This is a genomic window from Marinomonas algarum (assembly GCF_020532605.1).
GTDB classification, from domain to species: Bacteria; Pseudomonadota; Gammaproteobacteria; order Pseudomonadales; family Marinomonadaceae; genus Marinomonas; species Marinomonas algarum.
Genome location: NZ_JAJATW010000004.1, coordinates 136,597 through 157,563, shown reverse-complemented (window position 1 = coordinate 157,563; position 20,967 = coordinate 136,597). Strand labels below are relative to the sequence as shown.

Below are 20,967 nucleotides of genomic sequence, written 5' to 3'. Positions count from 1 at the left end.
AGTAACTTGTCAATCTATCATAGCACTCAAGTTTGGCCTTTATCGATGCCATAGAGAGAACTCATCAAAAAACACCTTACCAAAGCATGGATGCAAAGAAGCCCTCGTTCTATAATAGAGGCCTTATTTTAAATAATACGTGGCGAACGACTCGCCCTATTCATTGTGGAGAACTCAACCAATGTCAGATCGCATTGCCAGTGTCGAGCGTAATACGCTTGAAACTCAGATCAAGGTGTCGATTAATCTAGACGGTACCGGTCAATTCAACTGCGTTACAGGTGTACCTTTTCTTGATCACATGTTGGAGCAGGTATCGCGCCATGGTTTGATTGACCTCGACATTCACGCGGTCGGCGACCTTCACATTGATGCTCACCACACGGTTGAAGACTTAGGCATTACACTTGGCCAAGCCTTTGAAATTGCAGTGGGCGACAAAAAGGGCATCAAGCGTTACGGTCATGCCTATGTCCCCTTAGATGAAGCCTTGTCTCGTGTGGTGATTGATTTCTCTGGTCGTCCAGGTTTACAAATGCACGTGCCCTTCACTCGTGGCTCTGTGGGTGGTTTTGATGTGGACTTATTCTCTGAATTTTTCCATGGCTTTATTAACCACGCAAAAGTCACGCTGCACCTAGACAATCTTCGTGGTAAAAACACGCACCACCAAGCTGAAACTGTATTTAAAGCCTTTGGTCGCGCTTTACGCATGGCATTAGAAGTGGATGAACGCATGGTAGGGCAAATGCCTTCCACGAAGGGTTGCTTGTAGGACTCGCTAATTATGACCAATCTCACAGAATCTGACACAAACCAGTCAACCGTTGCCGTTATTGACTACGGCATGGGGAATTTACATTCAGTGGCCAAAGCCCTTGAACACGTTGCTGATGAATACACCAAAGTGATCGTGACCAGTGACCCTGCTGTGATTGATGCTGCAGACCGTGTTTTATTGCCTGGTGTTGGGGCCATTCGTGATTGCATTGGCGAAATGCACAACACCGGTTTGGTGCCCAGCATTCGTAAAGCCATGAAAGAGAAACCGTTTTTAGCAATTTGCGTCGGTATTCAATCATTGATGTCACACAGCGAAGAAAATGGCGGTGTTGACTGCTTGAATCATTTCGCTGGGAACGCTCTTTTCTTTGGTGATAACCATAGAGACCATGACGGCAGTAAATTAAAAGTGCCACACATGGGCTGGAACCAAGTCAAACACACTCTTAACCATCCTTTATGGGCAGGCATTCCAGACAATGCGCGCTTCTATTTTGTCCACAGCTTTTATGTGGTGCCGGAAAACAAAGCCGAAGTCGCCGGCACCTGTGACTATGGCCTAGAATTTTGTGTGGCACTGGCCCGCGACAACGTCTTTGCGGTGCAGTTTCATCCAGAAAAAAGCCATAAAGATGGTCTGCAGTTATACAAGAATTTCATTCACTGGAATGGCAAGCCATAACCACTAGATCAGGAGCCATATAATGGGCTTAGCAAAACGTATTATTCCTTGTCTTGATGTGGACAATGGTCGAGTCGTCAAAGGCGTGCAGTTTTTAGACATTCGTGATGCCGGCGACCCCGTTGAAGTCGCAAAACGCTACGACGAACAAGGCGCCGATGAGATTACTTTTTTAGACATCACCGCCAGCTCTGATGACCGTGAAACAACGGTTCATATGGTTGAAGCCATTGCCAGTCAAGTATTCATCCCTTTAACAGTCGGTGGCGGCATTCGTACTTGTGAAGACATTCGTCGCATGCTCAATGCAGGTGCCGACAAGGTGGGCATCAACACAGCGGCGGTGTTTAATCCTGAATTTGTTCGTGAAGCGGCACAACGCTTTGGCTCACAATGCATCGTTGTTGCTATTGATGCGAAAAAAGTCAGCGCTGAAGGCGAGCCTGATAAATGGGAAATTTTCACCCATGGTGGTCGTAAGCCAACAGGGCTAGACGCTGTCGAATGGGCAAAGAAAATGGTGGCATACGGCGCCGGTGAAATCCTGCTCACCAGCATGGACCGTGATGGCACGAAAAATGGCTTTGACCTTGGCGTCACGCGCGCCATCAGTGAAGCGGTCCATGTGCCGGTCATTGCCTCGGGCGGTGTCGGTAACCTCGACCATCTTGTTGACGGCGTCATTGAAGGTAAGGCAGATGCGGTATTAGCGGCCAGCATTTTTCACTTTGGTGAACACAGTATTGCCGAAGCAAAACAGCGCATGACTGACGCGGGTATAGAAATGCGTCTGTAAAAACAGGCATACAGACAGTTATTGCTCTCTTATCGGTCTACGTGAGTACTGGCCGATAAGTCTGCATATTTTGTGCACGCGACATCGCTTGCTTGCTGTTATCAAGTTGTGCCGAGTACAATTCGCGCGATATATTTTACTTAACCCTGCCCACTTACTAGAAGGAAAACTTCTTGACCACTTTATCCGATGCTTTACAAGCACTGGCAAACCACTGCCAACAAGCCGCGTCTACCGATGCGTTAACGTTTCATCGTGGTGTGGAGCGAGAAGCACTTCGTGTTGGCCGTACTGATGGCCGCATTTCCCATCAGCCACACCCTAAGTCGCTAGGGTCTGCACTGACTCATTCGTCTATTACCACCGATTATTCAGAAGCGTTGATGGAGTTTATTACTCAGGTACACCCTAGTGTTGAGGGTGTTATTAAAGAGTTAGATGATATTCACAACTTAGTGAACCATGAGTTATTCAAGTTAGATGAATGCCTGTGGCCCGCCAGTATGCCTTGTCACCTAGAAAACAACAGCGATGTTCCTATTGCGTACTACGGTGAATCTAACACGGGTAAACTGAAGCGCGTTTACCGTGAAGGCTTATCAAATCGTTACGGTCGTATCATGCAATGTATTGCGGGTATGCATTATAACTTTTCTTTTGATGCCGACTTCTGGGCATTTTTGGAAACATATAAGGGTAAAAAAACCCTATCTGCCGCTGAAAAGCAAACATTTCAATCTGACAGCTACTTCGCCCTGATTCGTAATTTCCGTCGCAATTCTTGGGTACTGTCTTTGTTATTTGGTGCCTCACCCGCGATCGATGACAGTTTTTTACCTAAAAAACCCGCCAGCCTAGACACATTAGAAGACAATACCTGGTTTGGGCCCAAAGCCACTTCATTACGAATGAGTGATCTAGGTTACCAAAACAAAGCTCAGGCTGACCTGTATGTCTGCTATAACGAGGTCGAAACTTACATAAGCACCATCAAAAAAGCACTGCAGACGCCGTACCCGCGCTACCAAGAAATGGGCGTCAAAGTAGATGGCCAGTATCGCCAGTTAAACGGTAACTTATTACAAATTGAGAACGAATATTACAGCGATATTCGCCCAAAACGCGTTACACAATCTGGCGAGCATCCCAGTGCCGCTTTGCATGCTCGCGGCGTGGAATACATTGAAGTACGCATCATGGACCTTGATCCTGACTCTTCAATTGGTATGAAGTCATCCACACTGTACTTTATTGATGTCTTCTTACTTTACTGTATGTTGCGCGGCGACGAACAACTCGGCGCTGACGAATGCAGTCTATTGCGTAAAATGCAGCAAGAAATTGCCTCCCATGGCCGTGATTTAGACATGGACTTCGACTTTGGTCAGGGTCCAATAAAATTACGCGATAAAGCCAATACGCTCTTACAGGAGTTGGCTATTGTGGCGGCGTTTTTATCCTCAAATACACAAAATCCGGCCTATGCCGCGGCAGTTGAAGAGCAGAAGAACAAGCTTATTAATGAAGATCAGCTCCCATCGGCAAAACTACTTGCTCGCACTAAGGCGCGAAATGGCTATCAAAATGCCATGCTCGCGTTATCAAAAGAGCAACAAGCTGCTTGGATGCAATGCCCATTACCTGAGTCGTTAACACAGGCTTTTATAGAAAAAGCAGAACGCTCATTGCAAGATCAAAAGGCCGTTGAAGCGGCAGATGAAGTAGACTTCGACACCTTTTTAAAGGCGTATTTAACACCCCAATAAATGCGCCATTCATAACGTAAAAGGCCCCTGTTTCATAAAGAAGCAGAGGCCTTGTATGTTACTGGCATAGCGTTAGGCGTTAGGCGAAACCGGAATAACCTCTAGATTCTCCAGTACCAACCACTCAGAAAGCTTAGTACGTAACGCATCAACACCGTCACCGTTTAACGCCGAGAAAGTTTGTACCGTACCATCCACACCTTGCGCTTTTAGTTCACGCTGCACACTAAACATAGACGCCTGCGCTGGGCCGCGCTTTAGCTTGTCTGATTTGGTCAACAAGACGTGTACCTTCATGTGATTGGCTTTTGCCCAATCCAGCATCATTTCATCAAATTCTTTTAATGGATGGCGAATATCCATAACCAACACCACTCCCGCCAAAGAACGACGGTTCATAAGATAGTCTTGCATGTGCGCTTGCCAAACTTTCTTCATTTCAATCGGCACTTTTGCAAAGCCGTAACCAGGTAAGTCGATCAAGCGACGGTCTTCTACATTTAAACCAAAACAGTTAATTAACTGAGTTCGACCAGGTGTTTTAGAGGTACGAGCCAGTTTTTTCTGGTTCGTCAACGTGTTCAGTGCCGTTGACTTTCCTGCATTTGAGCGGCCAGCAAAAGCAACTTCGACACCTTGGTCTAATGGGCATTGAGAAAGCTTCTCAGCACTCTTGATGAAATGAGCGGATTGGAAAATAGAGTCAAAAGGTGTCATAAGTTGATATTCGTCAGTAGAGTTGAATTTAACATTTGGGGTTGTCTTTATGTGTCTATATGATGCCAGCAAATACGCCAATATGCCATGTTAAACTCTTCGTGAGGGCATGATAGGCAAATCCTGCCAAACTCAATCAGGCCTTTTTATCAACCTATTTTGTTTTACAGAAAATTTATTGCTTATTTAAGAGTCTAATAAGCTTCCAGTACGTAAGCTTATATAAAGAGTATACAAATACCCTGTAAACCAAAGGCAATCACTTTTCTCTTAATTAGCGGTTGATTAATTGCCCATCTAAACGTAAGTTTTACGTAAACTTACCGGAAAACTAGCGCCTTGCGCCGTGTTTAGAATCGTATTGTGCGGTGATTCTGTGCATTATTATGGAAGCATTTTTCGCTATCATCTTTAACGATTACTAGGATTTAGGAGTCTTTCATGACAAAGCTGTTCTCAGCATTGCTATTATCAATGATTGTGTCACTGTCAGCCAATGCAGCGCCATACAGTGATGGCAATGGCTACACCACCATCAAAACACCGGTTCGCACTAACGACCCGAGCAAAGTCGAAGTAACAGAAATCTTCTGGTATGGATGTTCTCACTGTTTTACGTTGGAACCCATTACTCAAGCTTGGAAAAAAAACCTTCCTGAAGATGTAGATTTTAATTATTTGCCTGCCGTGTTTGGGCGTAATTGGTTGGCCCATGCAAAAGCATTCCATGTTGCAGACCTTCTTGGTATCGCAGATAAAGTACACACGCCTCTTTTTAACGCTATTCATATAGAACGTCGTAATTTAAACTCTGAAGATACGTTAGCCAATTTCTTTGTTGATTACGGTGTGAGTGAAAGCGAATTTCGTAAACAGTATAATTCATTCGCCGTTAACAGCCGTTTAAGTCAAGCCGATGCAAAAATTCGTGCCTACGGTGCTCGTGGTGTTCCAGGATTAATCGTTAACGGTAAGTACCTAGTTAGCGCAGAAACAGCCAAGGGTAACAACAATATTTATAAAGTCGTTGATTTTCTTATTGAAAAAGAACGTCAGTAATTCATTAACAGGGACGTGAGGTAGTATGACGGACTCATCAAGTGACGAACTGGTTATCATGTTACGCAAAGCGGTATCGAGAACCAGTCTATTAGCGGAAGGTAACGATCCAAAACTTGATAGTATTGTCCGTCAGATTCGACAAACCATTACTAAGGGCGCCAACGCCAAAGAGATACAAGCCGTCCTTAGTAACGCCGAACCTTTGCTCATTCAAAACGACGAAGTTCAGTTAAAGAGAGCACGTCTGATCAGAGCCACGCTTGAACGATTGATTGACCTGCTAGAAAAGCAAGAAGGCAGTCGTGTGCCACAAAGGGACAAAAAACAGCTGGAATCACAGATCCGTGTACAGTGGCAAACCTCTTCTCAATGGCCAAGCTTGGTTAAGGGGTTTCTTTCCTTAGCTCAAAAAACGCTGTCTACCAGCGAACCTGAGCCGCCAGAATCCCGCTCTTCTTTCTTAACACGATTATTTAATCGACAGGAAAGCGATGGACAGCAAAATACATCCAATCCGAATCAAGGTACATTGGATTCAGCAGACATTATGAAGCAGGTCAGCCATACTCTTATTGATTTGCTGAACAATTTGGCCCTTCCCAGTCGTTACGATGAGAACATCAACGACCTAGAGCACGCTTTTACTCAAACAACCAATTTACAAGATTTGCCAGGCCTGTTGGACGAAGTCGTCCATTTGATTATGATCTCAGTCGGCAAAACACAGGAAAACCTAACCAACTATTTAAGTCAGTTAAACAAACAACTGGCGAGCATTAATGAGTCCATTTCCAGCAGTGTAAACTCTCAGGCCAACCTGTCTCAGAGCAGAGAAAATTTTAATTGCAAGCTACAAAATCAGGTAACAAACACCGCAGAAGCCGTCAAAAAGAGCAACGATTTAGACAGTTTAAAGTCTCTCATTGATGAACGCCTTACGACGATTTCTGAAACAATGGAAGAACATAAGACTCAGATGATTGAGCAAGAAAGGCATGCGAATCAATCCATCACACAATTAAAAAATAAAGTAACGAAAATGGAAAAAGACACCGTTTCGTTACGTTCGTTATTACAAGAGAAGCTTGCTCAGGCCATGACGGATTCGTTAACCGATCTGCCCAACCGAACGGCTTACCAAGATGCCATCTTGCCCCTTTGCAAATTTATGCAGAAAACGAAAAAGCCGCTGTGCTTAGCCGTGTGTGATATCGATTTTTTCAAAAAAGTCAACGACACTTGGGGGCACCAAGCAGGCGACAAGGTACTACGCCTCGTGCCTAAGCAAATTAAAAACGCCCTGGCAAAAGAAGACCTTATGTTTCGTTATGGCGGTGAAGAGTTTGTCATTGTGTTTCCGAATACCGCTTTAAAGGACGCTGAAGCACGCGCAGAAGCGGTGCGACGTACAGTGTTTGAGACGCCGTTTAATATGCAGGGTGAGCCCATAAATATTTCAGTGTCTATTGGTATTACACAGCTTATGCCACAAGAATCACCTGAGGCCTTATTCTCTAGGGCAGATAAACAACTGTATTTGGCAAAAGAGTCTGGTCGTAATAAGGTTGTCGCAGACAAATAGAACGGACAAATCAGTACCAGAGCTTTGCGCTCAAGGTTACAATAAAAGGCGATAGAGTCACTAACACAATTGATCAATGACTCGATATACAATTTCAGACAGAAAAAGTGTGTATTTACACCACTAGGATGACGCAGTTTATGCAAGATGATAAAAGCAAAACCACCGACTTTGGTTTTAAAGAAATCCCAGCAGATGAAAAAGTAAAAGCCGTTGCCAACGTATTTCATTCTGTTGCCGCAAAATACGACATTATGAATGATCTAATGTCAGGAGGCATTCACCGCCTTTGGAAACGCCATACCGTGAGTCAATCCGGTGTTCGTGCGGGTCACTGTGTATTAGACATCGCTGGCGGAACCGGTGACTTGACACTGAAATTTTCACGTTTAGTCGGCAGTGAAGGTCAGGTTATTTTGGCAGACATCAACGACTCCATGCTAAAAATCGGTCGGGACAAATTGGCCAACCTAGGGGTTGTTGGTAATGTGAAATGTGTGCAGGCCAACGCTGAAGCATTGCCTTTTCCTGATGACACTTTTGATTGCATCACCATTGCCTTTGGCTTGCGAAATGTGACTGATAAATCCAAAGCGCTCGCCTCCATGTACCGTGTGTTGAAACCTGGTGGTCGTCTGTTAGTGTTAGAGTTTTCTAAACCCGAATCAGAAATGCTCTCACAGGTGTATGATCAGTATTCTTTCCGCCTTTTACCGGCGATGGGGAAACTGATTGCCAATGATTCAGAAAGCTATCGCTATCTTGCTGAATCAATTCGTATGCACCCAGATCAAGAAACCTTAAAAGGTATGATGGACGAGGTCGGCTTTGAACGAACAAGCTACCAAAACTTAACAGGCGGCATTGTAGCGCTACACAAAGGGTTTAAATTCTAACCATGTTTACCAGTACTTTTCGCTTATTGCGCATCCTTTATACGATTATTCGTTTCCGACTTGATGTCTTCATCCCGTTTGAATTATCACCTTGGTACATTCGTTATTCATTAGGCTTGGTGTGTGCAATTGGGCGTCAAAAGGCCAGTGAAAACAAAGGCGAGCGTCTTCGTCTTGCACTTGAGTCATTGGGCCCTATTTTTGTGAAATTTGGGCAGATTTTATCGACGCGACGCGATCTTCTCGACGATGACATCGCTAACGAATTAGCCCGACTTCAAGATAAGGTGCCACCTTTCCCAGGCGAAGTCGCACAAGCCATCATCGAACGTGATTTAAAAGCGTCTGTCGATGAATTGTTTGCCGAGTTCTCTGTCACCCCATTGGCGTCCGCTTCAATTGCACAGGTACACACCGCTAAACTGCACTCGGGTGAAGACGTTGTTGTTAAAGTGATTCGTCCCGATATTGAAAAAACGATTCGCCAAGACATTGGCTTACTGTATACCTTGGCACATCTCGTGGCTGACCTAAGCGCGGATGGTCGACGTTTACGCCCTGTCGAAGTGGTCACGGATTATGAATACACCATTCTTGATGAACTGGACCTAGCCAAAGAAGCTGCCAATACTGGGTTACTGCAACGTAACTTTGTCAACTCAGAACTATTGTATGTACCACAAGTCCATTGGGACTACAGTCATCGCAACGTGATGATTGTTGAGCGTATTTCTGGCATTCCAGTTGCCGATGTTGAAGCACTTAATAAGGCCAACGTTGACATGAAGTGCTTAGCAGAGCGTGGTGTGGAAATATTTTTCACTCAAGTTTTCTCTCACAGTTTCTTCCATGCTGACATGCACCCTGGCAATATTTTTGTCGATGTGAGTAACCCGAAAAAACCCAAATACATCGCCATCGACTGTGCCATCATGGGCAGCTTAGATGACGCAGATAAAAACTACCTAGCCCGCAATTTGTTGGCCTTTTTCCAACGAGATTATCGCTTAGTGGCAGAGCTGCATGTAGAAAGTGGCTGGGTACCTAAAGGCACACCCGTCCATGCATTTGAATCGGCTATTCGCAGTGTTTGTGAGCCTATGTTTGCCAAGCCATTAAAAGACATCTCGTTTGGCCAAGTGTTGATTGGCTTGTTCCAAACCGCTCGTCGTTTCAATATGGAGGTTCAACCTCAGCTTGTTTTGCTAGAGAAAACACTGCTAAACATTGAAGGGCTAGGCCGTCAGCTTTACCCAGACTTAGATCTTTGGGTAACAGCGAAGCCATTTTTAGAAAAATGGATGAGCGAGCAAGTCGGGCCTAAGCGTGTGCTAGAAGAAGCGCGTAAGCAAGCTCCTCAGTGGGCAGGTCAGTTGCCACAGATACCCAACTTGATCTTTACAGCGCTGTCACAAATGTCCCATCAAGAAGAGCGTATGCAGGCTCAGACCAAAGCCATTGAGGATTTAAGCGGCGAACTGAAAAAAGGTCGTAAGAACGTGCCTTTCCGTCTGCTTGGCTTGGTCAGTTTAGGCGCCGCTTGGGTGATCACCGATCCGGCCTCCTTATCTCATCTAAAAGAAGCTGACTTCGCAAGTATGGGACTGTTTTTAGTGGGCTTATATTTACTTGTCTTAAAACCGTAACATCCGAGAGACTATAATGAATTCTGATGTATTAGCTGAATTAGCAGCAACACTTGAACAACGTAAAAGCGCCGCCGCCGATTCTTCTTATGTAGCGAGTCTGCATGCAAAAGGTCTAAACAAGATTTTAGAGAAAGTGGGCGAAGAAAGTGTAGAGACCATCATCGCAGCCAAAGACGCGGTGAATTCTGGAGACAAATCAGACGTGATTTATGAGACGGCTGATCTTTGGTTCCACACTCTCGTTATGCTTTCTCATTTAGACATAGGCCCAGAGGCGATATTGGATGAATTGGCGCGCAGATTTAATTTGTCTGGCTTGGAAGAAAAGGCCAATCGCAACAAATAATTATTTAGGAGTAAGTTATGTTAGGTGGAATCAGTATTTGGCAACTGCTTATCGTGTTGGCTATTTTGATCCTGATTTTTGGCACTAAGAAACTGAAAAATCTTGGTTCTGATTTAGGAGGTGCCGTTAAGGGCTTCAAAGAAGCCGTGGATAAAGACGGTGAACCGGACGATAAAGCCGCTCAGCATAAAGTGATCGATGCTGAAGCAAAAAAAGACGATAAGAGCGCTTAACCTGTGTTCGACATTGGCTTTTCAGAACTTCTCGTTGTCTTTGTGGTTGGCTTGCTTATTTTAGGCCCAGAACGCCTACCACACGCGGCTAAGACAGCGGGATTATGGGTGCGCAAAATTCGCCGCAGCATTAACTCTGTCCAACGTGAAATTAATGCTCAGCTGGATCAGGAAGAGTTGCAGCAAAAGATCACTGAAACAAATCAGCGTATCTTAAAAGAAGGCCAGTCGGTACAAGAGAAACTTAATCAAAAAACCGTCCAGCCAGACAATCAGATGACCACTCAAACAAACACAGCAGAGCCTTCAGCAACGGAACAGATGATTGCTGATGACGACCAACAAGCAAAGCCTCTCTCTCAATCCACCCCTTCTGCGGACAGATAACGCTTTATGAGTACCGACACCTCCAACCAAGCTCCATTGGTCACGCATCTTGTTGAGCTTAGAAATCGCCTATTAAAAAGTGTGTTAGCGATTCTAGTGCTCTTTATAGGCTTATATTACTTTGCTAATGATCTTTATTTGATTGTGTCTGAGCCTTTACGACTGCTGCTCCCCGAAGGCAGTTCACTGATTGCCACCGAAGTGGCTTCGCCCTTTTTAGCACCGCTCAAACTGACCTTTGCGGTGGCTGTGCTTATTTCGGTGCCTTATACCCTATTTCAAATTTGGTCGTTTATTGCACCCGCTCTGTATAAAAACGAAAAACAAATTGCCATTCCCCTGTTAATTTCTAGCATCTTTTTGTTTTATGCAGGCGTATTGTTTGCTTATTTTGTTGTTCTGCCTTTAATCTTTGGTTTCTTCACAACCGTAGGGCCTGGAGAAGTCACGGTGATGACAGACATTAATAATTATTTGAACTTTGTTTTGAAGTTGTTTTTCGCTTTTGGCGTCACCTTTGAAATCCCTGTCGCCACTTACTTGCTTATCAAAGCAGGGGTCACAACCGTCGCCACTTTATCGAAAAAGCGTCCTTATATCTTTCTAGGTTGCTTTGTCATTGGCATGCTTATCACCCCTCCTGATATTTTCTCTCAGACTCTATTGGCCATTCCTATGTGGATGTTGTTTGAGCTTGGTCTTATTGCCGGCCGTACTGTTAAAGTCGTGGTAGATGGTCGCGAGGAAGAAAATGAGGCCTGATTTAAACGCCTCTTTTCTAGATTAATCCAACATAAAAGTCACAGGGCCATCGTTGATAAATGCGACCTTCATATCCGCTCCAAATTGCCCTGTTTCGACTTTGTCATATTGAGCTCGTACCTTACTCACAAAGTCATTAAATAGCCTCTCTCCTTCCGATGGAATGGCAGCACTGGAAAAGCCAGGCCGCAACCCCTTCTTAGTCTCCGCTGCCAAAGTAAACTGAGAAACCAGAAGTATGCCGCCAGAGACTTGTTGAACATTGAGGTTCATCTTTCCATCTTCATCACCAAACATACGGTATTTTAGTAGCTTATCGGCTAGCCGTTGTGTATCCGCCTCGGTGTCGCCTTTTTCGATGCCGACTAAAACAAGTTGTCCGTGATCAATGGCACCAATCACCTCACCCTCTACGGTCACACTCGCATCGATCGCTCTTTGCACAAGCACTTTCATTTCTTCTCCTTTTTCTCTATGCCTTACTCAAGATGAACGTTCTCCAACCCCAGAAAAAACAAAAGCGCCCGAAGGCGCTTCTGTCGCTCCTGAATTCATTCACATGAACTCATTTGCTGCTGCTCTTTTACAAGCCTATAAAAACTTACTTACGACCAGCGCGTTTACGCTCGTTTTCAGTCAATAGTTTTTTACGAATACGAATGCTTTCTGGTGTTACTTCTACCAATTCGTCGTCTTCGATGAACTCAAGTGCTTGCTCAAGGGTATGCTTGATAGGCGGCGTAAGCGTCAAGGCTTCATCGGTACCAGAAGCACGCATGTTGGTTAACTGCTTACCTTTTACTGGGTTAACAGACAGGTCGTTATCACGTGAGTGAATACCAATAACCTGACCTTCATACACTTCTACCGCATGGCCTAAGAACAAACGACCACGGCTTTGCAAGTTAAACAATGCAAACGCGGCGGTTTTACCGGTCACCATACTGATTAACACGCCATTTTGACGACTGCCCACATCACCATCTTTTACTGGACCGTAGTGATCGAAAACACTGGTCATAATACCAGAGCCAGACGTTAGCGTTAGGAACAAGCCACGGAAGCCAATAAGACCACGTGAAGGTGTCATAAACTCAAGGCGAACACGACCTTTACCGTCTGGTTCCATGTTTGTTAGCTCTGCTTTACGTAAGCCAAGCTCTTCCATGATAGAACCTTGGTGCTGCTCTTCAACGTCAATAACCACTAGCTCGAATGGTTCTTGAACCTTACCATCAACCATTTTTTGTACTACTTCAGGACGAGAAACCCCCATCTCAAAGCCTTCACGACGCATAGACTCAATCAATACCGATAGGTGAAGTTCACCACGGCCAGATACGATGAATTTATCTGGTGTATCGCCTTGAGCAACACGTAGCGCTACGTTGTGAATCAACTCACGGTCAAGACGGTCAGATATATTACGTGTGGTAATGTATTTGCCTTCTTTACCAGCAAACGGCGAATCGTTAACCATGAAGGTCATGCTAACGGTTGGTTCATCTACTGACAAAGCAGGCAATGCTTCAACACACTCTGGGTTACATAGAGTGTCAGAGATACTTAAACCATCAATGCCATTAATACAAACGATATCACCAGCAGACGCTTTGGCAGTATCAACACGCGCCAAGCCATGGTAGCCCTTCACGTTTAGTACCTTACCTTTACGCTCTTTACCATCCGCTGATTTCACAATCACTTGCTGGTTAGGAGACAAGCTACCACGGGTAATACGGCCTACACCGATAACACCAACATAAGGGTCATAGTCTAATGCAGAAACCTGCATTTGGAACATGCCATCTGGATCAACGTCTGGCACAGGCACACTATCAACAATCATTTGGTAAAGCGGTGTCATGTCTTCCGCCATGTTCTCTGGATCATCACCAGAAATACCATTGATGGCAGAAGCGTAGATAACTGGGAAGTCTAGTTGCTCTTCTGTCGCACCAAGGCTATCGAACAAATCAAACACTTGATCCATAACCCAATCAGGGCGAGCACCAGGACGGTCAATTTTGTTGATAACAACGATTGGACGAAGGCCACGCTCAAACGCTTTAGAAGTTACGAAACGTGTTTGCGGCATAGGACCATCAACCGCGTCAACCAATAAACATACAGAGTCAACCATAGACAATACACGCTCTACTTCACCACCGAAGTCAGCGTGTCCAGGTGTGTCTACGATATTGATACGGTAATCGTTCCACATAATGGCAGTGTTTTTCGCCAAAATGGTGATGCCACGCTCCTTTTCTTGATCGTTTGAATCCATGATTCGTTCTGAACCTTGGTCTTTACGATCTAGCGTGCCAGACTGGCTTAATAGCTTATCAACGAGCGTTGTTTTACCATGGTCGACGTGAGCGATGATCGCGATGTTGCGTAACTTACTGATATCATTAGACATTTAGATTTTCTCTATATTTCGAGTGAGCAAAAAGACAAACGCCGCTTGACTTAGCGGATAGGCTCTTCAAGCGTCTCGAATCTTGGTGCGGGGTAAAATTCGCGCAATTGTACCCTTATCCTGATAAATATCCCATTAAAGTGGCAAAAAAAGTCCACAAAAATGCGTAACAAGCGCACTCATGCGATCCAACATTGAGACAATAGCAGGGTATTACGACAGAAATACTACCGCGCAGAAAGCCATTTTAGGGTAAGTAAACGCCGACATTTTGATGGCCTTTACCAAGGAGATAGGCGGCCTGCATGCGGCTCATCACGCCTTTCCCACAATAAAGTAAATGTGGCACAGCTTGGTCTAACGCTTCCCAGTTCGACTCCAGCGCAAAAAATGGAATCACTTTCACTGGACGACCACTGACTTTTAAAGGGCGGTTAGCCGCCTCATCTGGATGTCGAATATCAACAATCACCTCATTCCCCACTGGCATGCGAACGAAAGGTACTTCACCTTGATATTGCTTCGCCACGTCATCCATTACATTTTGAATGGAAACCACCTTGGCACTCACAACCGCTTGCTCCAACAGAGCAAAATCAAATTTTGATTCTTGATACTCGACTTTATACATTTTTGCCCGTGTCGTTGGCTTCACCGAAATCACACCACAGAACTCTGGCATGCTGGCCGCAAAAGGGGCGGTACCAATTTCGACCGCTTTATCAATAATCACCTGTTTATTGGTAGTGATTAAAGGACGCAACACCAACTCATCAGTTGCTTGATCAATAATATTCAGATTGGTCAGCGTTTGACTGGATACTTGAGCAACACTTTCTCCGGTCACTAATGCTTTTGCGCCCACTTGCTCCATGACTTGTGAGGCTGCACGCAACATCATGCGCTTAAGAATCACCCCCATTTCGGCGTTGTCGACTTTCGTTAGGATTTCCCCCACTACCGCTTCGAATGGCACAGTAACGAATTTTACATTTAATGCAGAACCGTACTTTTCCCAGAGAAAGTGAGACACCTGCTTAACCCCGATCTCATGAGCATCGCCTCCCAAGTTAAAAAAGCAAAAATGTGTTTTCAATCCTCGACTCATCGTCATAAAGGAACTGACGGTTGAATCAAAACCACCAGACATCAATGACAATACGGGATCTTGTGAGCCTAATGGATAGCCGCCCAAGCCTTCAACACGCTGCTCCACGAGCCAAACTCGATCATGACGAATATCAATAGGCACTAAGACCTCTGGATTTTTAAGACGCACGGCCAAGGCACCGCAGCGCGCCATAAGCTCTCCGCCAATATAACGTTCCGCCTCGACAGACGTAAAATTATGGTCACCAATACGTTTTACCCGTACCGCAAAAACCGCGTTTTTAATCAAATCACCGTATGCCAACACCGCCTGCTCGACGACATCATCAAGGTCAACTAACGGCAACTCTCGAACATATTGAAAGTGAGCAATGCCTGCTATGTTGGCAAGGGACGCAACAAAATCATCTCGTAACTCGTCGTGCTCCGAGTACACCTCCAAAAAATCCCAATTTCCCGACACGGTCACATTAGCGTCGTGCTTTTTAAGCACTAACCGCGTGTTGTGACGCAACTGCTTAATAAAGGCTTTTCTGACTGGACTACTTTTAACGGTGATTTCTGCAAAAAACTTAATAATGAATTTCATAAGACAAGGAGGGAGGACCGGAAGTTAAAAAAGTCGGCCAGTATAGAGAAAAGAGCACCGATACAAAATGGCAACGAAACATGAATCATCATTTAATAAAAATAAAAAAGCACCATAAATGAACAAAAGCATCTTTTTATGCACAAATAAAGTGCATAAATTGTTTTTGATGGCTTTTCCAAAGACTCAATAAGGAGCACAAAAAAACCAAAATCGCCTATCTCATTGTAAAATAAGCCTTTATTAGACCGCACAACATTCTGGCATAAGTTATGCTTTATATTCGTCAATTAGCGCTTTATATTGAAGCACTCTATAACCGAAAATATTTTTCGATTTCACTACGACTGGAGAACAACTATGTCAAACAAGACCCTTGCCTTGATTGCTGAGCATGACGCGAAGTGGGTTGACCTTCGCTTTACTGACTTTAAAGGTAAAGAACAACACGTATCTATTCCAGCAATCACGGTAGATGAAGAATTTTTTGAAACTGGCCAGATGTTCGATGGTTCATCTATTGCTGGCTGGAAAGGCATCAACGAATCCGACATGATCATGATGCCACAAGATGACACGGCTATTGTTGATCCTTTCACTGAAGAAGCAACTGTTATTGTTCGCTGTAACATCATTGAGCCTTCTACTATGCAAGGCTACGATCGCGATCCTCGCTCTGTTGCACTTCGTGCAGAAGAATTCCTTAAATCAACAGGTCTTGGCGACACAGCATTTTTTGGTCCTGAGCCAGAATTCTTTATTTTCGACGACGTTCGTTGGAAAACAGACATGTCAGGTTCCACTGTAGAGATCAATTCTGAAGAAGCCGCTTGGTCTTCTAACAAGAAATTCGAAGGTGGTAACATGGGTCACCGTCCATTCGTTAAAGGCGGTTACTTCCCTGTTCCTCCAGTTGACTCTCATCATGACCTACGTGGCGCAATGTGTGGCGCAATGGAGTCAATGGGCTTGGTTATTGAAGTTCATCACCACGAAGTGGCAACCGCTGGTCAAAACGAAATCGGTATTAAATTCAATACCTTGGTGAAAAAAGCGGATGAAGTTCAAATTCTTAAGTACTGCGTACATAACGTAGCGCACGCTTACGGTAAAACAGCGACTTTCATGCCGAAACCAATCGTTGGTGACAACGGTTCTGGTATGCACGTTCACCAATCTTTTTGGAAAGATGGCGAAAACCAGTTTGCTGGTGACCAATACGCTGGCCTTTCTGAAATGGCACTTTACTACATCGGCGGTATCATCAAGCACGCGAAAGCGTTGAACGCGTTTACTAACGCATCAACAAACTCTTACAAACGTCTTGTTCCTGGCTTCGAAGCGCCTGTTATGTTGGCTTACTCAGCACGTAACCGTTCTGCTTCTATCCGTATCCCATACGTTGCAAGTCCTAAAGGCAAGCGTATTGAAGCACGTTTCCCTGATCCAACTGCTAACCCATACCTAGCATTCGCTGCTATGTTGATGGCGGGTATCGACGGTATCAAAAACAAGATTCACCCTGGCGATGCAGCAGATAAAGACTTATATGATCTTCCAGCTGAAGAAGCCTTGGCCATTCCTCAGGTTGCTGGCAGCCTAGAAGAAGCACTTAAGTGCCTAGACGAAGGCCGTGAGTTCTTGACTCAAGGTGGCGTATTCTCTGATGAAATGATCGATGCCTACATCGACCTAAAAACAGAAGAAGCATTGCGTATCTCTACGACTACTCACCCACTTGAGTTTGAATTGTACTACAGCGTGTAATATCGCTTTAGACACAAGATACAGAAAAAGCCTCAGTTTATGACTGGGGCTTTTTTATTGCTCGCGTTTACAAAGCGCTTTTTTTGCACGAAAAACAACACATCAAATTTAATGCACTTTTTTAGTGCGATCAATTTTCTCCTGTTATATAAAGACCTTAATAAACACGCCATTTCGAGCTGCCCAATGTTGGTTCGTTTTTTGCAGTTATTTTTGAAGAAATTATAAAAGCAGGAGTCAACAGAGAGGCACTGTCTGTGTATAGCTTACTAATCGATCATTTATCTACTGCGGTTATTCAACTTAATGACCAACTTGACATCGAATACCTCAACCCTGCGGCAGAAATGCTGTTAGCGGTCAGCCGTCGTCGCATTTATGGCCATCCTATTCATGCCGCCTTTCGAGAAGACGAAAACAGTGTTCAGGCATTGCAATTGGCCATTGAATCTGGCTATCCATTCACGAAACGTGAAGCAGAAATTGTGCGAAACAACGGTAAAAAATTGTTTTGTGACTATACTGTCACACCCGTTATGGGCACATCGAATGAAACAGAGAGTCTCATCATCGAGCTTTACCCTCGGGATAGAATGAAGCGTATCTCCCAAGAAGACGAAATTATTGCCAATCACGAGAGCAGTAAAGAGTTGGTAAGGGGTCTTGCCCATGAAATTAAAAACCCTCTTGGCGGTATTCGCGGTGCGGCGCAACTGATAAGCCGCGCATTCACTGATGAAGCTCTAAACGACTACACACAAGTGATCATTGAAGAATCCGATCGCTTGCGGGACTTGGTTGATCGTTTATTGGGTCCAAGGCAGCTTCCTAAAAACACGTCGCTTAACATACACAAGGTCATCGAACGTGTGCGCCAACTGATTTCCGTTGAAACAGACAATCAAATACGCATTGTCCGAGATTATGACCCCAGCATTCCGGATTTGATCGGTGACGAATCGCAATTAATTCAGGCCCTGCTTAACATCACTCGCAACGCCATGCAGGCCTTACTTGAAGACGAAACCAATCAAGATAAAACCATTCATATGGTGACGCGAGCTTTACGCCAGTTCACCATAGGCTCAAAACGCCATCGCCTCGTATGCAAAATCAGTATTATCGACAATGGCCCAGGCATTCCAGAAGCCATTCTTAAAACACTATTTTACCCCATGGTCAGTGGTCGAGCGGATGGCACGGGCTTGGGGCTGTCTATTGCACAATCTATCATCCACCAGCACCACGGTATCGTGGAGTGCAATAGCTACCCACAAAAGACAGAATTCAACCTACTTATCCCCATTGAGACGTCTGTCCAAGATCAGGAGAAACACGTATGACACCCGAAGAAACCGTATGGATTGTTGACGACGATCGCTCTATTCGCTGGGTCTTAGAAAAAACCTTGGAACAAGAAGGCATACAGTGTCGCCTGTTTGATTCCGCTGAAAACCTTGTCAACCTCATCGACAAAGAACAACCCAGCGCCATCATCAGTGATATTCGCATGCCGGGTATGGACGGATTGGAGTTACTGGAAAAGCTGCAAAAAGATCACCCTTATTTGCCTGTTATTATTATGACAGCTCATTCGGATCTAGAAAGTGCAGTGGCGTCTTACCAAGGTGGTGCGTTTGAATACCTTCCAAAACCCTTTGATGTTGAAGAAGCCGTCAGTCTTGTAAAACGTGCCATGTTGCACCACCGTAACGCGCGTCCAAGCACCGCCAGCATGGACGTCATTTGTGAAGACGATAACCAAGTAGACAAAGAAATCATTGGCGAAGCCCCTGCGATGCAGGAAGTGTTTCGTGCCATTGGGCGTCTTGCCAATTCCAATATTACGGTTCTCATCAATGGCGAGTCAGGTACGGGTAAGGAACTGGTTGCCCAAGCCCTCCACACACATAGCCCAAGAGCCACAAACTCTTTTATTGCCTTGAATATGGCGGCGATTCCTCGCGACCTGATTGAGTCTGAATTGTTTGGTCATGAAAAAGGCGCTTTCACTGGTGCAAATACTCAACGCCGTGGTCGCTTCGAGCAAGCCAATGGTGGCACCCTGTTTCTAGATGAAATAGGCGATATGCCAGCGGAAACTCAGACACGGTTATTACGCGTTTTGGCCGATGGCGAATTTTATCGTGTGGGGGGTCATACGCCAGTAAAAGTAGATGTTCGCATTATTGCCGCAACGCACCAGAATCTAGAAACCTTGGTACAAAACGGCTCTTTCCGTGAGGATTTGTTTCACCGTCTAAACGTCATTCGTATTCACTTACCAAAATTAGCAGAGCGCCGTGAAGACATCCCTAAACTTGCCCGTCACTTTTTAAGTCGCGCTGCTGAGGAGCTTGCCGTTGAACCCAAGCAACTCACGAAAGAAACCGAACAATACTTAACCCAGCTTGATTGGCCAGGTAACGTTCGCCAACTTGAAAACACATGTCGCTGGTTGATTGTCATGGCATCCGGTCGTGAAGTCTTAGTTGAAGACTTGCCACCGGAGTTGCTCGAATCGGTACCGAATGAACAACCCTTCTCTTCCTGGGAAGAAGCCCTAAAAAACTGGGTGGACAATACGCTGGCATCGGGTCAAAAGGGCATTCTCGATCAAGCCGTGCCTAAGTTTGAACGCATCATGATTGAGACGGCTCTGGCTCATACAGGAGGACGTCGCCGCGATGCTTCCCTACTACTCGGTTGGGGGCGCAACACCTTGACGCGTAAAATCAAAGAACTCAATATCGACAATGTCGAGCAAGACGAAGACTAATCACCTATCTGACCTCGTCGCACAAGGCCTACAGCAAAGCCAGCCCCGTTCAATTGGGGCTGGCTTTGTTTCTTTTACTTTCTCATCGCCAATGCTTGATTTTGTTGACACAATCCCCTACTAATTAAACAAAGCGCTTTCATTTACCTATAAACCTTCAACGAACGGGAAAAACACCATGTATCCAACACTCGAGTCAATGGGCATCACCAGTCTTAACGATATTGAAAAGTTCACCCTGCGCTATGAAGGCGGTCACGATGTTTTGAAAATCTATTATCGTCGTGAGAAAGGCTCCCTGTTACCAAAAAGCAAAAAATTTAAATTTGGTCGTTCAAGCAAGACGGTACTCGCTGACGGGGGTCAGCAAACCTACCGCCAAGTACAAGAACCGTCATTGATTGTCTTACGTGCCATGGAAGAGCTAGAAGACATTGTGGGCAAACAACACGAAGCTCAGGTAACCAAAGACGACCTGATTAAAGAGCTGGAACACTTGGAAAAAGTCGTTAACAGTAAAATCAGTGAGATCAAACAAAAAATTGACGCCATGTCATAATACGACGAATCCGACAAGACACCTCTTTTTTATTGGCTCCTTTCTCATAGGGGTCTTTTGCGTGAGACGTTCATTTTACT

Annotated in this window: 20 protein-coding genes; 16 read left to right on the top strand and 4 right to left on the bottom strand. The window is 44.9% G+C overall.

Annotated features, from left to right (window positions below; all coding sequences use genetic code 11):
- Positions 1 to 181 precede the first annotated feature (181 nt).
- The 4 genes from hisB to gshA all read left to right on the top strand — a co-directional run bounded on the left by hisB (position 182) and on the right by gshA (position 4,027).
- The gene (gene hisB / locus LG368_RS04890) at positions 182 to 775 is read left to right on the top strand and encodes an imidazoleglycerol-phosphate dehydratase HisB (protein WP_226753612.1); all 594 of its coding nucleotides are present in this window, start codon (positions 182 to 184) and stop codon (positions 773 to 775) included.
- A gap of 12 nt (positions 776 to 787) precedes the next feature.
- Entirely contained in the window at positions 788 to 1,465 is a 678-nt protein-coding gene (gene hisH / locus LG368_RS04885; RefSeq protein ID WP_226753611.1) for an imidazole glycerol phosphate synthase subunit HisH, read from the top strand.
- 22 nt (positions 1,466 to 1,487) lie between these two features.
- On the top strand, positions 1,488 to 2,261 hold the full coding sequence (hisF, locus tag LG368_RS04880; protein ID WP_226753610.1) for an imidazole glycerol phosphate synthase subunit HisF: 774 nt from the start codon (positions 1,488 to 1,490) through the stop codon (positions 2,259 to 2,261).
- Positions 2,262 to 2,434: 173 nt separating this feature from the next.
- Positions 2,435 to 4,027 carry a glutamate--cysteine ligase gene (gshA, locus tag LG368_RS04875; protein ID WP_226753609.1) on the top strand — a complete coding sequence of 531 codons (1,593 nt, stop codon included), beginning with the start codon at positions 2,435 to 2,437 and terminating at the stop codon, positions 4,025 to 4,027.
- A 72-nt stretch (positions 4,028 to 4,099) separates the two neighbouring features.
- Here the strand turns inward: gshA and yihA are convergent, their stop codons facing one another.
- Positions 4,100 to 4,744, bottom strand: coding sequence for a ribosome biogenesis GTP-binding protein YihA/YsxC (gene yihA, locus LG368_RS04870; RefSeq protein WP_226753608.1), 645 nt, complete (start codon positions 4,742 to 4,744; stop codon positions 4,100 to 4,102).
- A 441-nt stretch (positions 4,745 to 5,185) separates the two neighbouring features.
- Here yihA and LG368_RS04865 point away from each other — a divergent pair, with 441 nt between their 5' ends.
- The 8 genes from LG368_RS04865 to tatC all read left to right on the top strand — a co-directional run bounded on the left by LG368_RS04865 (position 5,186) and on the right by tatC (position 11,661).
- Positions 5,186 to 5,803, top strand: coding sequence for a thiol:disulfide interchange protein DsbA/DsbL (locus LG368_RS04865; RefSeq protein WP_226753607.1), 618 nt, complete (start codon positions 5,186 to 5,188; stop codon positions 5,801 to 5,803).
- Positions 5,804 to 5,828: 25 nt separating this feature from the next.
- Complete coding sequence (locus LG368_RS04860) at positions 5,829 to 7,388, top strand: GGDEF domain-containing protein (protein ID WP_226753606.1); 1,560 nt, start codon at positions 5,829 to 5,831, stop codon at positions 7,386 to 7,388.
- 140 nt (positions 7,389 to 7,528) lie between these two features.
- Entirely contained in the window at positions 7,529 to 8,284 is a 756-nt protein-coding gene (gene ubiE, locus LG368_RS04855; RefSeq protein WP_226753605.1) for a bifunctional demethylmenaquinone methyltransferase/2-methoxy-6-polyprenyl-1,4-benzoquinol methylase UbiE, read from the top strand.
- A 2-nt stretch (positions 8,285 to 8,286) separates the two neighbouring features.
- Positions 8,287 to 9,930, top strand: a complete 1,644-nt coding sequence (gene ubiB, locus LG368_RS04850) for a ubiquinone biosynthesis regulatory protein kinase UbiB (RefSeq protein WP_226753604.1) — start codon at positions 8,287 to 8,289, stop codon at positions 9,928 to 9,930.
- 16 nt (positions 9,931 to 9,946) lie between these two features.
- On the top strand, positions 9,947 to 10,279 hold the full coding sequence (locus LG368_RS04845) for a phosphoribosyl-ATP diphosphatase (RefSeq protein WP_226753603.1): 333 nt from the start codon (positions 9,947 to 9,949) through the stop codon (positions 10,277 to 10,279).
- A 17-nt stretch (positions 10,280 to 10,296) separates the two neighbouring features.
- On the top strand, positions 10,297 to 10,512 hold the full coding sequence (gene tatA / locus LG368_RS04840) for a Sec-independent protein translocase subunit TatA (protein ID WP_226753602.1): 216 nt from the start codon (positions 10,297 to 10,299) through the stop codon (positions 10,510 to 10,512).
- A 3-nt stretch (positions 10,513 to 10,515) separates the two neighbouring features.
- On the top strand, positions 10,516 to 10,899 hold the full coding sequence (tatB, locus tag LG368_RS04835) for a Sec-independent protein translocase protein TatB (protein ID WP_226753601.1): 384 nt from the start codon (positions 10,516 to 10,518) through the stop codon (positions 10,897 to 10,899).
- 6 nt (positions 10,900 to 10,905) lie between these two features.
- Positions 10,906 to 11,661, top strand: coding sequence for a twin-arginine translocase subunit TatC (tatC, locus tag LG368_RS04830; protein ID WP_226753600.1), 756 nt, complete (start codon positions 10,906 to 10,908; stop codon positions 11,659 to 11,661).
- A gap of 21 nt (positions 11,662 to 11,682) precedes the next feature.
- Here the strand turns inward: tatC and dtd are convergent, their stop codons facing one another.
- The 3 genes from dtd to thiI all read right to left on the bottom strand — a co-directional run bounded on the left by dtd (position 11,683) and on the right by thiI (position 15,782).
- Positions 11,683 to 12,117, bottom strand: coding sequence for a D-aminoacyl-tRNA deacylase (gene dtd, locus LG368_RS04825; protein WP_226753599.1), 435 nt, complete (start codon positions 12,115 to 12,117; stop codon positions 11,683 to 11,685).
- Between the two features lie 145 nt (positions 12,118 to 12,262).
- The gene (gene typA, locus LG368_RS04820) at positions 12,263 to 14,083 is read right to left on the bottom strand and encodes a translational GTPase TypA (protein ID WP_226753598.1); all 1,821 of its coding nucleotides are present in this window, start codon (positions 14,081 to 14,083) and stop codon (positions 12,263 to 12,265) included.
- A 247-nt stretch (positions 14,084 to 14,330) separates the two neighbouring features.
- Complete coding sequence (thiI, locus tag LG368_RS04815) at positions 14,331 to 15,782, bottom strand: tRNA uracil 4-sulfurtransferase ThiI (RefSeq protein WP_226753597.1); 1,452 nt, start codon at positions 15,780 to 15,782, stop codon at positions 14,331 to 14,333.
- Positions 15,783 to 16,142: 360 nt separating this feature from the next.
- Here thiI and glnA point away from each other — a divergent pair, with 360 nt between their 5' ends.
- From glnA to LG368_RS04795, 4 genes are all read left to right on the top strand, one after another.
- A complete protein-coding gene (gene glnA, locus LG368_RS04810; protein WP_226753596.1) occupies positions 16,143 to 17,549 on the top strand; it encodes a glutamate--ammonia ligase in 1,407 nt (468 codons plus the stop codon).
- 257 nt (positions 17,550 to 17,806) lie between these two features.
- Positions 17,807 to 18,892 carry a nitrogen regulation protein NR(II) gene (glnL, locus tag LG368_RS04805; protein ID WP_226753595.1) on the top strand — a complete coding sequence of 362 codons (1,086 nt, stop codon included), beginning with the start codon at positions 17,807 to 17,809 and terminating at the stop codon, positions 18,890 to 18,892.
- Complete coding sequence (ntrC, locus tag LG368_RS04800; RefSeq protein WP_226753594.1) at positions 18,889 to 20,328, top strand: nitrogen regulation protein NR(I); 1,440 nt, start codon at positions 18,889 to 18,891, stop codon at positions 20,326 to 20,328. The genes glnL and ntrC overlap by 4 nt, the downstream gene beginning before the upstream one ends.
- A gap of 178 nt (positions 20,329 to 20,506) precedes the next feature.
- Positions 20,507 to 20,887 (top strand): DUF3461 family protein, encoded by a 381-nt coding sequence (locus LG368_RS04795; protein WP_226753593.1) that lies wholly within the window; start codon positions 20,507 to 20,509, stop codon positions 20,885 to 20,887.
- Positions 20,888 to 20,967 lie beyond the last annotated feature (80 nt).